This window comes from Acidithiobacillus sp. (genome assembly GCF_027322205.1).
Taxonomy (GTDB): Bacteria; Pseudomonadota; Gammaproteobacteria; order Acidithiobacillales; family Acidithiobacillaceae; genus Acidithiobacillus.
Map to the genome: position 1 here is coordinate 1 of NZ_DAHVHY010000014.1, position 16,768 is coordinate 16,768.

The 16,768-nt window shown below is 55.6% G+C and carries 15 protein-coding genes; 14 read left to right on the forward strand and 1 reads right to left on the reverse strand.

What is annotated here, in order from left to right:
• From M7F93_RS03850 to M7F93_RS03915, 14 genes are all read left to right on the forward strand, one after another.
• On the forward strand, positions 1-1,155 hold a 1,155-nt coding region (locus M7F93_RS03850; protein WP_298169366.1), incomplete at its 5' end, for a tetratricopeptide repeat protein.
• Positions 1,152-2,627 carry a hypothetical protein gene (locus M7F93_RS03855; protein ID WP_298169369.1) on the forward strand — a complete coding sequence of 492 codons (1,476 nt, stop codon included), beginning with the start codon at positions 1,152-1,154 and terminating at the stop codon, positions 2,625-2,627. The genes M7F93_RS03850 and M7F93_RS03855, both read left to right, overlap by 4 nt.
• A gap of 97 nt (positions 2,628-2,724) precedes the next feature.
• Complete coding sequence (locus tag M7F93_RS03860; RefSeq protein WP_298169372.1) at positions 2,725-3,198, forward strand: DUF4136 domain-containing protein; 474 nt, start codon at positions 2,725-2,727, stop codon at positions 3,196-3,198.
• 20 nt (positions 3,199-3,218) lie between these two features.
• Positions 3,219-4,475, forward strand: coding sequence for a PelD GGDEF domain-containing protein (locus tag M7F93_RS03865; RefSeq protein WP_298169375.1), 1,257 nt, complete (start codon positions 3,219-3,221; stop codon positions 4,473-4,475).
• Positions 4,472-5,398 carry a hypothetical protein gene (locus tag M7F93_RS03870; RefSeq protein ID WP_298169378.1) on the forward strand — a complete coding sequence of 309 codons (927 nt, stop codon included), beginning with the start codon at positions 4,472-4,474 and terminating at the stop codon, positions 5,396-5,398. The genes M7F93_RS03865 and M7F93_RS03870 overlap by 4 nt, the downstream gene beginning before the upstream one ends.
• Positions 5,395-6,906, forward strand: a complete 1,512-nt coding sequence (gene pelF / locus M7F93_RS03875) for a GT4 family glycosyltransferase PelF (protein WP_298169381.1) — start codon at positions 5,395-5,397, stop codon at positions 6,904-6,906. Before M7F93_RS03870 ends, pelF begins: the two co-directional genes overlap by 4 nt.
• A complete protein-coding gene (gene pelG / locus M7F93_RS03880; protein WP_298169384.1) occupies positions 6,894-8,273 on the forward strand; it encodes an exopolysaccharide Pel transporter PelG in 1,380 nt (459 codons plus the stop codon). Before pelF ends, pelG begins: the two co-directional genes overlap by 13 nt.
• 40 nt (positions 8,274-8,313) lie before the next feature.
• A complete protein-coding gene (locus M7F93_RS03885) occupies positions 8,314-9,273 on the forward strand; it encodes an NAD-dependent epimerase/dehydratase family protein (protein WP_298169387.1) in 960 nt (319 codons plus the stop codon).
• A gap of 104 nt (positions 9,274-9,377) precedes the next feature.
• Complete coding sequence (gene murJ, locus M7F93_RS03890) at positions 9,378-10,931, forward strand: murein biosynthesis integral membrane protein MurJ (protein WP_298169395.1); 1,554 nt, start codon at positions 9,378-9,380, stop codon at positions 10,929-10,931.
• Positions 10,924-11,379, forward strand: coding sequence for a DUF2203 family protein (locus M7F93_RS03895; protein ID WP_298169396.1), 456 nt, complete (start codon positions 10,924-10,926; stop codon positions 11,377-11,379). Before murJ ends, M7F93_RS03895 begins: the two co-directional genes overlap by 8 nt.
• A 90-nt stretch (positions 11,380-11,469) precedes the next feature.
• Positions 11,470-12,402, forward strand: a complete 933-nt coding sequence (locus M7F93_RS03900; protein WP_298169398.1) for a bifunctional riboflavin kinase/FAD synthetase — start codon at positions 11,470-11,472, stop codon at positions 12,400-12,402.
• A 2-nt stretch (positions 12,403-12,404) separates the two neighbouring features.
• Positions 12,405-15,218: an isoleucine--tRNA ligase gene (ileS, locus tag M7F93_RS03905; protein ID WP_298169400.1), complete on the forward strand. Its 2,814-nt coding sequence runs from the start codon at positions 12,405-12,407 to the stop codon at positions 15,216-15,218.
• A complete protein-coding gene (gene lspA, locus M7F93_RS03910) occupies positions 15,218-15,676 on the forward strand; it encodes a signal peptidase II (RefSeq protein WP_298169402.1) in 459 nt (152 codons plus the stop codon). Before ileS ends, lspA begins: the two co-directional genes overlap by 1 nt.
• 236 nt (positions 15,677-15,912) lie before the next feature.
• Positions 15,913-16,131 carry a hypothetical protein gene (locus M7F93_RS03915; protein WP_298169404.1) on the forward strand — a complete coding sequence of 73 codons (219 nt, stop codon included), beginning with the start codon at positions 15,913-15,915 and terminating at the stop codon, positions 16,129-16,131.
• Positions 16,132-16,149: 18 nt separating this feature from the next.
• On the opposite strand, the gene M7F93_RS03920 is transcribed toward M7F93_RS03915, so the two are convergent.
• Entirely contained in the window at positions 16,150-16,758 is a 609-nt protein-coding gene (locus tag M7F93_RS03920; protein ID WP_298169406.1) for a hypothetical protein, read from the reverse strand.
• Positions 16,759-16,768 lie beyond the last annotated feature (10 nt).

The window sequence follows — 16,768 nt, forward strand, 5'->3', positions numbered from 1 at the left end:
CACGGAGATACGGCGGCACAAGCCACCACCGTGACCATGGCTGCCTCCCTCGCGCGCCCGGATGTCATCGTCGAGATGCTGTCGCCGGCCGCGCGCAACGGAACCCTGAGCAAGGCGGACTGGAAAACGCTGATCTTTGCCTGCGGCGAACTGGGCCAGCCGGATAAAGCGGTCGCCGATATCAACGCCGCTTTGCGCTTCCGTCAGAGCCACTTTCTGCTTGAGCAAAAAGCCTACCTGACCTATCAGATGGGTCATATTGAGCGAAGCCTTGCAGCACTGCAAAAATCCACCCGGATATATGGATCCATACCGGACATTGCGCTGAAAGAAGCCCAACTGCTCACCATGAAAGGACAGTTTCCAGAAGCGATGGCTGCCATGCGGGCCGCCGAGCCAAAGGCCACCCTGAGTGATGTGGATTTCTGGCACCTTTACGCGGTGCTGGCGTGGGAGCTCAATGATCACAAAGCCGCTCTGGCTGCAGAAAAACGGCTGTATCTATTGGGTGCAACAGACCAATATGATTTACAGCGTCTGATCATGCTCGCCCAGAACAGCAAGCCGCAAGCGGCCCTTGCCATAGCCCGGCAGGGCTGGCACCAGTTCCAGTTGCCCATCTTCTTTTTTGAAAGTATTTCTCTGGCGGCCAACCAGGCGCATTGGGGTGCGCTCGCAAAGCTGCTGAAAGCGATTCCCCGTGATGATCCTTTAGGGCTAAGACACTATCCGGCCTACTGGATCGCCGAAGCCCGCCTGGCCACGGGGCAAAAAGACCCGCCCAGAGCATTAGCCTGCTATGCCCAGGCCCTGGACATGAGTCCGGGAGATACGGCCATTCAGGCCGATTTGATCTGGTTGTTGATCGACCAAAAGGATGAAACGCGCCTGCGGGCGTTACTGATCGGCGACCTCAATCGTCCGGGCAATCTCCGCAATGCACTCATCAGTGCTGCCCAGGTTATGCACCGTCCGCAACTCGCGCTTTATCTTCGGAACGGGAAAGTCGACAGCCCCGATGCCATCTTGAATCAGGCTGACATTCTGAGTGACAACGATTTGCACGGAGGTGCGTGGAGCCTGCGACGTCAGGTCGCCGTTGGTATGGCGCAACGCATCAAGCAAGCACATAAGGACGGGGGAGCGCGTCCATGAATGGCCTCCCGGCACGCCATAAACTCGGAATGTTAGCCGCCGTGTTGCTATTACCAGTTGCGGCGTCCGCCGCTAAGCTGTCCTCAACGGGTGCTCCGGTGAAGCCGCCGGTGCCGGTGACGCCGCGGGAACCTGCAACAGCGGCTCCCCGTGATCCACTTTTTCTGCTCGCTCGCGCCCTCTCGGCCGCGCCAACGGGCGGGAACAGCACGCTGCGCGTTATGCTGGCCGCCGCCCGAAAGGGCTACTATCTCCCCGCCATTTCCTGGAGCATGGCCCAGGAGCACTGGGGCCTCGCCCGGGCACTTATTCGGACCGATCCGCAGCCCGTGCCCGACTGGGTCCGTCTCAGTCTCGCTCTGCATGACCATGATCTCAGTGCTCTGGCTATACTGGTGGCATACCCTCACAGATTACCATCGCATGACCTGATCAGGGCCTATGTCATGCTTGGGAACTTTGACCGGGCACAATACTGGGCTTTCCAGCGCTTGCAGGACCATCCGCTGGATCACCGCTTGCGTCAGCAATATCTGGAGGTGGTGTCCTACAATGCCAGTGCCGTTACCCTAGGGGCCAATTGGCTCTCTTTCAGCGGATTACAACGTTATGCCACCACCTTCAATGGGAAGATATTTATTGGACCAAATTGGGGACTTCTCTTGCGGAGCGACTATAATTGGCAGACCGCTGATGCCGCATCGTTCCTGACAGGCATCCCGGCCAGTGAGCAATCGGCCGAAGCGGGCTTTTTTCTGAAAAGTCCTTTATGGCAGATTCGGGCATTCGTGGGCCAGCGTGATGCAATGCGCCATTTCCTTACTGGAGATTTTTCGGGGGAATATTCTCTAGGCGACGGATTCAGCATCCGCAGCAGATTAGGGCTCCGTCAGCGCGCCACCCAAAGTCCTGCTCTGACCGTTGCGGGTATGAAAGATGATGCGCGAATACAGTTCGATCACAGTAATACGGACTGGTCCGAAAGCCTTTATGCGGGTTGGACACAATATGAAGGGCAGGACGGCATACCCGTGGGCACCAGCCGTTTCGGCGGTGTTTCCGTAAACTGGCACCATAACTGGGGGTCTTTGGGCTATACTGTTGGGCCATTTGCCGACGTGTACAATGTACATCGCGCCGCGAATGTGACCGGTCTGCTTGCTCAGGTTTTACGGTTACCCGGCCGTGATATCTCTAACGTGCTGGCGGGCAATTACGCGGACTATGGTCTCCATTTTTCCCTGGGTTCGGCGAAGCCCGCCTTAAACTTTCAGTGGACGCCTTATCTGGCCGTCAGCGTATACAATAATACACTGTTTGGTTTTCAGTATCAGTTCAGTGCCGGTTTGCGCACCCCCATATGGGGACCCGATGCGTTGAGCCTGTCTTACAGCCAGGGGCAAGGTGGTAATGCGCTTGCATTGAATCAGCGGGAAGTCAATTTAAGCTACACCTATTATTTCACGCCATAAAATTCGGTTAGATATATCTCCGCCATAGAGAGGGCCTTGCATGAAAAAGCTGCTGCTGTCGATTCCTTTGGTTCTAATGATGGTCGGGTGCGCGAATTTGGACATCAAAAGCGCCAAACACCCCGAACTGAATAAACAGTCCTCCTGGAGTGTACTGCCCTTCGCCAACAACACCGAAACACCCATGGCCAACGATCGTGCGGCATCCATGGCAGCCGCGATTCTCCAGGCCGATGGTGAAACCGTCGTTGGTAGCCTGCCCAATGGCGCGCGCACTCAGGAACTGTTGGGCGGAGACTGGAAAAAACGCTATGAAGAGGCTCTGCGTAGCGCACACAGCACCGGAGCAAATTATGCGCTCAGCGGTTCCGTGGACGAATGGAATTATCGGGCGGGCATCAATGCCAAGCCAGTCGTAAGCATGACACTCTGGATTGTGGATTTACACAGCAACAAGATCATATGGCGTGGTGTTGCCAGCGCGAGTGGGGGGGAGATTTCGCAGGCCGGCACCAGCAATCTGGCGCAACGGATTATAAGTCGCCTCATTGACCGCGCGATCGATCGATGATGGCTACTCGCCGATCCTGGATGGCCTGGATAGAGGCGATTGCCATCCCTGTGGTGGCACTAGCCCTGTCGTTCCTGTGGCATCCGCAGAATCCGCTTTTTCTCGATGAGTCATTTCCTTGGCTATGGCTCGCGCCGACGCTGGTGGCATTGCGCTACGGGGTCACTCCAGGACTTCTTGCGGTGCTGATTCTCATGACCAGCCTCCACTGGATATCGGAGCCCTCTGGAGAATGGCTTCCGGCATTTACTGGCCTGACCATCCTCACTCTGATATGCGGAGAATATTCGGATATCTGGACTTCCCGCCGACGCCGCAGCGAAGCACGTACTGGAATTCTTGAGGAGCGGATGACGCGACTGACAGATGACTTGTATGTTGCACAAATTTCGCAAGAACGACTTGAACAAAACCTGATTTACAAGCCGATTTCTCTGCGCTCAGCGCTACAGGAGCTTAAACAAAACGCCATCATTTCCGGTGGGCTATTTAACAAGGAGCTGGGTGAGCAGTTTCTATATCTGCTTAATCAAACCTGCGGTGTACAGTCCGCCGGAATCTATATTAAAAGCGATCATCACACGCCACTGGAAGCAGCGAAGATTGGCAATATGGGGCCGTTCCAGCCTGCGGACCCGGTGTATATAAGTGCGATTGAACGTCAAGAGAGCCGTTCTCTGGTAGATTTAGGTCCCACACAGGCAGAGCATTACCTCGCGACCTATCTTTTCGACGATATCCAACACCACCAGCAGGTCATACTTGCCGTCTCGGATATATCATTTTTCTCTTTAGATGAAGATAATATCCGCGTCATAGGGGTTATTTTTCGTTATTTCTGCAACCACAATCTGGCCATAGAAAAAAGTCTTGACATCCTTCTCAAATGGCCAGACTGTCCGGATGATTTCGCAGTGGAGCTCACTATCTTAACAGAACTAAGCACACAGTACCATGTAAAAAGCATGCTTCTGGTTTACACGCTCAACCCCGATGAGCACTCAGGGACACTCTCCAGATATCTCTGTACGCTGTGCCGGGGTCTCGATATCGTATGGCAATACACTACGGAGAAATCGGTACGGATACTTTTCTTGCTACCCTTTTCCGGCGCAGCAAGCATTGAAGGCCATATGGCACGGGTGAGCCTGGAAATGAAAGATCGGTTCGGCGAAGGTTGGCTTACCCACTGTACCTCCATCTGCGACTACACCGTTGGTGGAAAGAATCCGGCTGCGCTTCTACATACAATCCTGTCAGCAGAGCGTGCTCCATGAGCTTAGACTTCGATTTTTTGCTCTCTATACTCTATATCACATATCTCCTCATTGGAGTGTTAATTGCTTTTATTATATTTCCACGGCATAGCGGAAGGCAGAATTATTTCGTCATAATAACCACGGTTATTCTTGGTGCTTTGATTCCACTTTTCGGGCCACTTATTGCCATAGGTTATGCCTTTTATTTTAGGATTGTAGAACACAAAACAACACGACCGGCCACCCAGACAGTGCTTATCCCTGAATATATTGGTGAATTACCGTTAGCGTTTTCGGGTGCCGCAATGGGTAGCATATCAGCACGATTACGTTTTTCGATCAACGACAGTGACCGTATCCGGGCCGTATCTCAAATTACGGGGACACATCATAATGAGCAATACCGGCTCCTGAGCAGGGCGCTCAGCGATCCGGCAGAAGAAGTTCGTCTGCTGGCTTATAGTGCGCTGGACCTCCGCGAACATAAAAATACCATGCTGCTGATCGACCTGGAAAACCGACTGGAAGAAAACAGCAACCCTGCCGTTCGCCAAACCTTACTTGAGCACCAAGCCTGGATCATGTGGAATATTGCCCATCAGCAAGCTCAGGACGTCAGAGCAAGCGCACCGACTCCCCCATCAGACGACATCGTTTGTGGAGTCGCGCACGACCTACCCGAGAATAGCAGCGCATCGATGACTTTCCTGCAGGGTTTGGACGCCCTGGAACGAGGAAAGCTTCAGCCCGCAGCCAAGCTCTTTCTCCTGGCTCAAGAAAAGGGGGTTCCGGAAGTCGTTATGGCCCCATACCTCGCGGCAACCCGATACCGCCAAGGTAACCTTGCTGAGGTCAGCACCTTATTAAATCGTCTCGGAGCACTTCGCCTTTCGCCGCGTTATGGGGCCTGTGCCAGGCTCTGGCAGGATGCTCAGAAATGAAAAATGACTTGCCGCCAAAATCCCTCGACATATTGTTCCTCCTTGAAGGAACTTATCCCTATGTTCGTGGTGGTGTTTCTTCATGGGTGGACCGGCTTTTACACGGGTTTCCAGACCTGCACTTTGGGGTAATTTTTCTGGGTAGCGCCCGCGATGACTATGACGGCAAAAAGTACATCATAGCGGATAACGTGTTGCACTACGAAGAGCATTTCCTCTATGACGCCCAAGATATACGCGCACCCCGGCATCCGCATGCAGCGCCAGACGTAGAGAAAATCCGTGCCGCTCACGTGGGCTTCCAGCAGTGCCCCCTGTCGGAAGCCTCCAGCATAGATATACAAAACCTTGTCGATAATATGGGTACCACTGAAGAACAGTTTATGCACGGCCGTACTGTCTGGGATTTTTTTCTGGAATCTTATCAAAAAATCGAAGATAAGCCTGCCTTCATCGACTACTTCTGGACGCTACGCGGTATGCACTCTCCATTATGGCTATTGAAAAGAATCGTTGAAAACGCTCCGACCGCAAAAATTTATCACAGCGCATCCACGGGATATGCCGGTTATTTAGGTGCTTTGCTGGCGTATCGCCAGAAAAGACCATTGATTGTTTCTGAGCATGGCATTTATACCAAAGAAAGGCGGATCGATCTTATGCTTGCACAATGGATCAACGATAAAGGCAGATTCCTTGAAAAAGGAGATGCCATTAGCCATATCCGGGAGATCTGGATTCGCTTTTTTGAGATTTTGGCGCGGGTCGCTTATCAGGAAGCCCATCATATTATCAGTTTGTATGTCGGCGCCCGCGACCTGCAAATCAAGGACGGTGCGCCGCTCGCCAAGCTTTCCACAATCCCTAATGGTGTTTCTGTTCCCACTTTTTCCCCAGCCCGCCACGCATTTTCTGATACCGGCAACATTATCGCCCTCATCGGTCGTGTCGTACCTATCAAGGACATTAAAACCTATATTCGTGCCGTCCGACTACTGGCCGATCGTGACCCCGACATACGCGCGTGGATCGTCGGCCCTGAAGAAGAAGATCCAGACTATTTTCGGGAGTGTCAATTACTGATCCGCCATCTGCGCTTAGACGCACAGGTGCAGTTCCTTGGTTACCAGTCCACCGTAGAGATACTCGGCAGTATCCGCCTGAGCGTACTGAGCTCGATCAGCGAAGGTTTACCTCTTGCAGTGCTCGAAAGTTTTGCCGCCGGCATACCCGTCATCGCCACCGATGTCGGCTCATGCCGTGAGCTGATTCTTGGCAAGTCACCAGAAGACCGGGAAATCGGAACGGCGGGGGAGATTGTCGCAATCGCCAATCCGAATGCGCTGGCAGCTTCCATTCAAAAGGTTTTGTATCATCGCGAGATTTGGACAGAGATGAGTTCCGCCGCGATCGCGCGCGTCGAACGATTTTATCAGGAGAAGCACATGTTCGCCGCCTATCAGGCGCTGTACGGGCTGAAGAGAAAGGACGAGACATGGCCGGAATAGGCTTCGAACTGCGCAAGATTCTTCGTAATGACAGTTATTTTGGCCTGCTTCAAGGATATGCCTACGCGGGGGTGATTGCTTCTGGACCCTGGATATTATCAATTGTTGGGGTTTTACTGCTGGGTATTTTTTCCTTAGCCATGACGGCCGATCACCTGCCCGTCATTCAGTTTCAGGTATCTGTCACCTACCTGATTGCTTTTTCCTTGATTGTTACGGGACTTGGTCAGTTAATTTTTACGCGCTTCATTGCCGATATTCTTTTTGCGCGCCGTCAGGCGATGGTCATCGGCGCGCTGCTGGCCATGCTCGCAGTTACTACTCTGGTAGCCACGCTATTCGCGTTGCCTGTTGGGATATTGTTTTTCAAAAATGAGAGTGAAAACTATGTCATTCTCATGGAAGTTGGCTTCGTGGAACTTTGTAATATCTGGATCCTGACCATTATGGCCAGCAGCATAAAAAACTATAAAGGGCTACTGGTTTCCTATTTTATCGCTTACGCGAGCGTGGTCGGCATTGGCGTACTGCTGCGGCGTTACGATCTTGACGGATATCTGTTAGCCTTCGATATCGGGCAAGCGCTGCTGCTCCTGTCCCTGGGCGCGTTAGTGATTCTTCAGTATCCGGGATCAGCAGATCTGTCCCCCGCGTTATTTCACAACCGAAAACCGTTTTGGTCGCTTATTCCTATTGGCCTTATTTTTAACCTGGGCATCTGGGCAGATAAAATCATGTTTTGGTTTTACCCGGATACCAGCGGTCCCATTATTGGTCCATTGCGAGCATCACCCGTGTATGATGTCCCCATCTTTCTCTCTTATCTCCTCATCGTTCCCGGGCTTGCGGTATTTCTCCTACGGTTAGAGACGGATTTTGTCGAAGCCTACGATAACTTCTATAGCGCCATTCGCGGCGGCGCTGTTTATGCGGAAATCGCCCTCGCTAAAAATGCCATGGTTGAAGCCGCGCGGCGCGGGTTTCTGGATATCGCCAAGGTCCAGGGCATAATAATCCTTTTGAGCATCGCTTTCGCAGCGCGAATTATGGCGATTTTGGGGTATTCTCAAAGCTATGTCAGGATATTTGAATTTGATATTATCGGGGTCAGCCTGCAACTTTTGCTTATGAGCATCCTTAATGTTTACTTCTATCTCGATCGGCGTGGACGCATATTTTCTCTCGTCAGCATTTTTCTAATAGGCAATATACTATTCACTGGGCTTACTCTTTGGATCGGCCCGTTTTTATATGGTGCTGGTTTCATGTTTTCTCTTCTTATCACCGACATTACTGGTCTGGGAATATTGAACTATGACTTCGCAGAAATAGAATATGAAACCTTCATGAAAAATGACTACAGTTAATAACTATAAATCCTCACAAATAATCAAAAAAGGGGCTACAATGTCTGTACCGAATTCTGGATCTGCACCGGTTCTCGTCACCGGTGGTGCCGGGTTTATTGGCTCGCATACCGTGGAGCTATTGCTCGAATCCGGCTATCAGGTGCGCGTCCTGGACAACCTTTCTACAGGCAGTCGGAGTAACTTACCCAAAAGCAACCAACTGCGGTTTATTCATGGTGATATTCTCGACTACGAAATCGTGCAGGCCGCCGCTGACGGTGTCAGTCATGTACTTCATCTCGCAGCGCAGGTATCCGTGCAAAAAAGTGTCGACAACCCCATTCAATCCTGCCAACAGAATATTTTGGGATTTCTGACCGTTCTGGATGCCGCACACAAGGTCGATGCTCGCCTGGTTTATGCGTCATCCGCAGCAGTGTATGGCGAACCTGTCGAATTGCCGATCAGGGAGACCAGTCCGGTCAGTGCCATCTCCCCCTATGGATTGGAGAAAATCATCAATGAGCAATACGCATCCCTCTATGCACGTCTGCACGGCACATCGCAGCTTGGGCTTCGTTACTTTAATGTTTATGGTTCCCGGCAGGATCCAGTTTCTCCCTACAGCGGGGTAATTACGAAATTTATTCACCTGATTTTCGCGGGTCGGCCGTTGACGGTACGTGGCGATGGCTTACAGGAGCGGGACTTTATCCATGTCCGTGATGTCGCCCGAGCGAATGTCGCCGCATTATTTAGTGATTACCTCGGGGTGCTTAATGTCGCTGGGGGACAGGCTGTCACCATCCGACGGCTAACGGAAGTCATGGCACAGATCCTCGGGGGCGAAGTCGCACTAAGCCACGTACCCGACATTCCCGGTGACATCCGCCAGTCGGTCGCGCAAAACGGGGCTATGCTTGAGCGCCTGGGGAGGCCGAAAGTCACCTTGGAAGAGGGGCTTAAGGAACTTATGCAGGATATGATTCGACCTGAGCAACACCAAACCACCGCATAAAAAGGATACATTATTGGCGGCACGCTGCAGTGTACTCTTGGCGCGCCCCTAGCAGCGTGCCAGAATCAAATAATGAACCCTCTCCACCTGACGGTCACCTCACCATGAGCAGCCCCTCTCCCCTGCGCAGCGTGCTCAAGGTGGGCAGCAACACTATGGTATCACGCCTGTTGGGCTTTGCCCGCGACGTGATTCTGGCGCGACTCTTTGGCGCTGGCGAAATGGCCGATGCGTTTTTTGTGGCTTTCCGTGTTCCTAATCTGTTCCGGCGTCTGTTCGGTGAGGGGGCCTTCTCCCAGTCTTTCGTCCCCGTGCTGGGGGAATATCGAGCTACACGGTCTATCGAGGAGACTCAGGCTTTTGTCGCCGACGTGGCGGGCTGGCTGGCCCTTACCCTGGCGGTCGTCACCATCGTTGGGATACTGAGTGCCAGTGCCGTTGTCTACGCCATCGCGCCCGGTTTCGCGGCTAATCCGGACAAGTTTCACCTCACCGTAGAACTACTGCGCATCACCTTCCCCTACCTCTTCCTTGTCTCGCTGGTAGCGCTGGCTGGCGGCGTACTTAATACCTACGGGCATTTTACCGTGCCCGCCTTCACACCGGTTTTCCTGAATCTCAGCATCATCGCCACCGCCATCTTCTGGGCGCCACATCTGCAACAACCCGCTATAGCCGTGGCCTGGGGCGTGCTTATCGGTGGCGTGGTGCAACTCCTTTTTCAACTACCGGCACTGAAGCGGGTCGGGCACCTGCACTGGCCGCGCCTGCGGCGCCGTGATCCCGGCGTAAGCAAATTACTACGGCTGATGGGACCCGCAGCTTTTGGCGCGTCGGTAGCACAGATTAACTTGTTTATGAACACTATTCTCGCCTCTTTAGTGGGGGCCAATGTGGTGTCTTATCTGTATTATTCCGATCGCCTGGTGGAGTTTCCTTTGGGCGTCTTCGGGGTGGCGCTGGGAACGGTAGTACTGCCGCTGCTCTCCCGGCAGGCAACGGAGCGCTCGCCGCAATTCCCGCAAACCCTGGACTGGGCTTTGCGACTGACCTGGCTCATTGGGCTGCCCGCTACTGTCGGCCTGCTCATCCTGGCGCAACCCTTGCTGATCAGCCTGTTTCGTTATGGGGCCTACACGGCGGAGGATGCCCGGCAAAGCACCTTGAGCCTGATAGGTTATGGCCTCGGCATCCTGCCGATCATTGCTGCACGGGTGCTCGCCCCCGCCTTCTATGCCCATCAGAACACACGCACACCGGTGCGCTTTGGTATGATCAGTGTCGCCGTCAATATGGGTATCAGCCTTATCCTGGCCTGGCCATTGCAGCAATTGGGACTGGCTCTGGCGACCAGTTCAGCGGCGCTGGTCAACGCCTTCATGCTCTGGCGTCGTTTGCACCGCGACGGGCTTTATCAACCACAGCGGGGCTGGTGGGTCTTCCTGCTAAAAACCGCAGGGTTAGCCTTACTCATGGGGATCGTCTTGCTGTGGTTGCGGGGAGATGCTGCCCTTTGGCTGTCGCTGCCCCTCTGGGAACGGCTGTTGCGGGTACTCGGCCTGGTGCTTCTCGCCGCCGTTTTATACCTTATGGGCGGATGGTGGCTCGGCATTCGGGAGTTACGCGATTTATACCGACGGAGGTCTTCCCGTGCCTGATTCAGACGAACCACACGGACATGGTGATACGGTCTTCGCCATTCAACGACCCGGCCAGGTAAGGGTGTTCACCCTGCACGAGGCAGAGGCCATTTTTCCCATGGTGCGTTTTATTACCGCCCAGGCGCACGACGAGTTGACTTCAGTACTGGAATCCATGCGCATCAGCATGGAGAACCGCGCGGCACTGACCCAACACGAAGGCCACTACGAAGAGATTGTTCAGCGCTGGATCAACAAGATGGAAAGGCTGGGCGTGGTCGTTTCCGGGCTGTGGCTGGTGGATTTTGATACCGGCGACGGTTATTTGTGCTGGAGATACCCTGAAGTAGCCTTGGGCTTCTATCATGGCCACGACCAGGGATTTGGGCAGCGCCGCCCTCTGTCGGACATATTGCAGGCGCATCAACCCGGTTGGGCGACTGCGGGCGAGGGGCAGGAGCGGTGAGGAAGGCGGACTACGCCCCAATCTAGGGTAATCCATATTTTTACGCTAAGATGACGACATTTTTTGGCAAACCCGGACTCACTGAAGCGCATGCATCCCTTCCTCCATCGCCGCAGCACCCGCACCGCTGAGTCAACCCAGGCGGTCAGCATCGGCAATTTCGATGGGGTGCATCGCGGCCATCAGGCACTACTGGGGACCATGCGGGAAAGTGGGCTACCGACGGCGGTCCTCACCTTCGAGCCCCTGCCCCGAGAGTTTTTCCGGGGTACGGACGCGCCACCACGCCTCAGCAGCCTGCGCGAAAAGGTAGTAGCACTCCGCCAAAACGGGGTACAGAACATCACTTGCCTGCCCTTTAATCAGGCGCTGGCCAACCTGTCTGCCGAGGATTTCATTACTCAGATACTGGTCAAACAATTGCGTTGCGGGCTGCTGAGCGTCGGCCACGACTTCCGCTTTGGGGCGGGACGGCACGGAGATCTGGACATGCTCATCCGCTTCGGACAGCAGTATGGCTTTTCGGTGAAAGAGCAGCCCCCCTTTCTGCTCGACGGCCAACGGGTGAGCAGCACCGGTATCCGCGCTTTTTTACAGACCGGAGACTTAGCACAGGCGGCGGCTTGGCTGGGACGTCCCTATGCCCTCTGTGGACGGGTCGTGCATGGCGATCATCTGGGCCGGGAACTGGGCTTTCCTACCGCCAATATCCCTTTGAATCGCCGCCCGGTGCCGGTCAAAGGTATCTTTGCCGGACGACTGTTGAGCCCGAAAGGAAACTGGATCGCCGCCATCAGTGTCGGCCTGCGCCCCACCGTCGGCGGCAAGTTGATGGTACTGGAGGCCCACTGTCTGGATACGGACAGCCCCGATCTCTATGGCCAGCAGGTTTCCGTAGAGCTGCACCACAAGCTGCGGGACGAGGAGAAATATGCCAATCTCGACACCCTCAAGGCCGCCATCGACAATGACGTCGTGAACACCCGAAACTTTTTCGCCGAACACCCCCAGGACTTTGAATAATCATGGACTACAAGCAGACCCTTAACCTTCCTAAAACCGACTTTCCCATGCAGGGGAAACTGCCGGAGCGCGAACCCGCGACCCTGGCCCGCTGGCAGGAGCATGATCTATACGGAGCGCTGCAAAAGGCGCGCGCTGAAAGCCCGGCGTTCATCCTGCATGATGGCCCACCCTACGCCAACGGCAAGATTCATATCGGCCATGCGGTCAACAAGGTGCTCAAGGACATCATCAACAAAAGCAAGCTAAGCGAAGGCTTCCGGGTGCCCTATGTGCCGGGCTGGGACTGCCACGGACTGCCCATTGAGATTCAGGTGGAAAAGGAACTGGGACGTCCCGGCGAAAAGGTCACGGCCCAGGCCTTCCGCAATGCCTGCCGTGCTTATGCGGAAGGCCAGATTGCCGGGCAACGGCAGGATTTCGAGCGCCTCGGTATTATCGGGGACTGGCAGAAACCCTACCTGACCATGCACTTCACGGCCGAAGCCAATATTTTGCGGGAACTCGGTCGCCTGACGGTGAGCGGCCAGGTGATACGCGGTGCCAAGCCGGTACACTGGTGTGTAGACTGCGGCAGCGCCCTAGCGGAGGCGGAAGTGGAATATCAGGATCGCAGCGATCCTTCTATCGACGTCGCCTTCGTCGTCGCCGACGCCGCCGACCTGAACCAACGCCTTGGCCTCGCTGAACCTGTAGAGGCCAGCGTGGTGATCTGGACGACCACGCCGTGGACCCTGCCCGCCAATCAGGCGGTAGCCGTGCACCCGAAATATACCTACGTATTGCTGCGCTCCGGCAACCGGCATCTGATCCTCGCCGCGGCACTGGCAGAAAGCGCCCTCGCCCGCTATGGGCACCCGGAAGCAGAAGTGCTGGCCGAGTTCGCCGGTGTGGTGCTGGAGGGTCTCCAGCTCAAGCACCCTTTCCTGGATCGGGAAGTGGCGGTCATCCTCGGTCAGCATGTCACCCTGGAGGCAGGCACCGGCTGCGTGCATACCGCCCCCGCCCATGGTGTGGATGACTATGAAGCGGCCCGGCACTATCACCTGCCGGTGGACAGCCCCTTGCTCGACAACGGCCACTTCAAAGATGATCTGCCCCTGAGTCTGGGGGGCATCACCGTGCAGGAAGCCAATGAACGGGTACCTGCCCTGCTGCGCGAGCGCGACGCCCTGCTCCACTTTGAGAAAATCCGCCACAGTTATCCCCATTGCTGGCGCCACAAGACCCCCCTGCTCTTCCGCGCCACACCCCAGTGGTTCATCAGCATGGGCGCCAATGGTCTACGCGAGAAGGCCATCGCTGCCATCGACGCCACCCGGTGGATTCCCGACTGGGGCGAAGACCGCATCGCCGGCATGGTCAACCAGCGTCCAGACTGGTGCATCTCCCGGCAACGCGCCTGGGGCGTGCCCGTCGCACTCTTCTCCTGTGCCCAGTGCGGCGAGCCCCTGCGCGATGCCAACACCTTCGAGCGTACCGCCCAGGCGGTGGAAGCGGGTGGGGTCGATGCCTGGTTCAACCAGCCGGACAGCGATTTTCTGCCTGCGGATGCCCGCTGCAGCGGCTGCGGCCACGATCACTTCCACAAGGTCACGGACATTCTCGACGTCTGGTTCGACTCCGGCTGCACCCACGCCTTTGTACTGGAGCAACGTCCCGAACTGCACAGTCCGGCGGACCTTTATCTGGAAGGCTCCGATCAGCATCGCGGCTGGTTCCAGTCTTCTCTGCTGGAGTCCGTCGCCAGCCGCGGGCGGGCACCCTACAAAGCGGTGTTGACCCACGGCTTCACCGTCGATGGCGAAGGCCGGAAGATGAGCAAGTCCGTGGGCAACGTCATTGCCCCACAGGCAATCATCGACCGCTACGGCGCGGACATCCTGCGCCTCTGGGTGGCCTCGGAGGACTACCGCAGCGAGATCCCCATTTCCGACACCATCCTCAAGCAGCTGGGCGACAGCTACCGGCGCATCCGCAATACGGCTCGCTATATGCTGGGCAACACCCACGACTTTAATCCGGCCACGGATGCCCTGCCCACGGCGGATCTGCTGGAAATGGACCGCTGGATGCTGGCCCGTACCGCGCTCCTGCAGGAGGAAATTCGCGCTGCCTATAGCGAGTATCAATTCCTCCGCGTCCAGCAGCGTCTGCACCACTTCTGCTCAGTGGATCTGGGCGGGCTCTATCTGGATGTGCTCAAAGATCGTCTCTACACCACCCCCGCCGCCGCGCGGGCGCGGCGCTCAGCGCAGACGGTACTCTGGCAGATGCTCGAAGCCATGGTGGTGTGGATGGCCCCCATCCTGAGCTTCACCGCTGAAGAAATCTGGAACGAGATGGGCGATCGCCCGTCCCCCAGCGTGTTTTTTGCGCAATATCCGAAAATTACACTACCTACTGATAGTGAAGTGCTAAATGCACGTTGGGAGCGGCTCAGTCGGTTGCGGGACGCCGTCAATGCCACTCTGGAACCCCTGCGTCAGGAAAAAAAGATTGGCTCCGGCCTGGATGCCGAAATCGCCCTTTACGCCAACAGCGACTGGCTTGAGTTTCTCGTGCCACTCGGTGAGGATCTGCGCTTTTTCCTGCTGAGCTCGGAGTGCGCCCTGCACCCCTATGGAGAACGCCCGGAAGGCTGCAGCGATATCATCCCCGGCATCGCCATACAGGTCCGGCCCAGTGATGCCCAAAAGTGCGCGCGCTGCTGGCATCGTCGCCCGGACATGGGTCGTCATCCCGAGCATCCGGATATTTGCGACCGCTGCGTCGAAAACCTCGCCTTACCCGGCGAAACACGGGAGTTCTGCTGATGCTGCGTTATTTATGGTTATCGCTCGGGGTCATCCTGCTGGATCAGGGCGTCAAGCTCTGGCTGAGCCACATCTGGCGGGTGGGGCAGGGTATTGTCATCATTCCGGGCCTGCTCAATTTCCGCCTGATCCACAATACCGGCGCCGCTTTCAGCTTCCTGGCAGGAGCTGGCGGCTGGCAACGCTGGTTACTCATCGGTATCGCCCTGCTGGTGGTCGTGGTCATCGTCGCCATCCTGCGACGGCTCAAGCCCGGCTCCACCTGGACCGCCATATCACTCGCGCTGATTCTCGGCGGCGCGGTCGGCAACCTGATTGATCGCATCCGCCTGGGCTATGTGATCGATTTTATTGGCGCCCACTGGGGCAGCCTCTACTGGCCTTACTTCAACATCGCCGACAGTGCCATTTCCATCGGTGCCGTGATACTGGTCCTGGACGCGTTCCGGCGCCGTTGATGTAAAACGACGACGGGACCTGGGGGCTTTTTGCGACGAAGACCAAAGTAGCCCTGCTAATAGCCGAATTCCCACTGCGGCTTCGCTGCGACGAAGTATTGTCGTTCAAATGTGACAGATTTTTTCCAACTGACCCACCCAAAAACACCAGCTTCCCGATTCTAATGACCTATTTTTTTGGCACGACTATTGCTGTGAGCCCTTATATTTATCAGAGCAGAGCAATGGAGACTGACATGGACAGCACCGCGAATCTTCTGGCCGCCCTACGCCGGGTACGCAGCTTCCCTAGCTACGCATCATTCATGGCGGGCCACGAGCGGCAGCGCATCAAACGTGAATTGCAAAAGCGCCTACTGCGTCTACGTCGGCAGCGTCAGAGCCATAAACTTATCCACTTTGTCGCAAAAAAGCAACAGGCGGCCACTGGTTTATTGCACGCCATTTTTCACTGATCATCGTCACTGGACCGGTTAAACTGCCGCCTTCTGCACGTCTTTACCCAATTCCTGCAAAGCCTGCCAGCGCGCCACCCACTCCTGCACCGGATGAAGTGACGCGCCAGCGATGGCCTGGCGAAAAGCGATAAAGTCCTTTTCCACTTGCTGCAATACGCTGAGCAAGCGTCGGATACGACCAAGATCACCTTTGCGTTTAGCCAATTCAATAGCCTCCTGGGCTACAGTAAGCGCACGCGGGAAATCCATGGACTGACGTAATGCAGCCTCGCGCCGTTTTCGCTCCCCGCCGCCTTCGCGATCGGGTATCCGCGGCACCCGCTGCTGCCATTCTTTGAGTAGGTCTAACGCCTGCTTCTCCAGATCAGCGCGCAATTTTTCCGTCGACCCCGCTAGCATTCGTGCACTTTTAGCGCGCCGATCCTCGTGTCGCAGGCGTGCCTGATAACTGAGACTGAAGACCAGATCTTGTTCATTCACCAAACCGTCAGCGATGAGCAGTTTACCTAAACGCTCTCCTCCGACAGTCTGTCGCGCAATAGCACGGTCGAGCTGCTCAGGGGAGATAAACCCCCGCTGCAGCAGCACCTGACCAATGCGTAGTTTTTCTTCTTGAGAGGTCAATGTGGCTCTT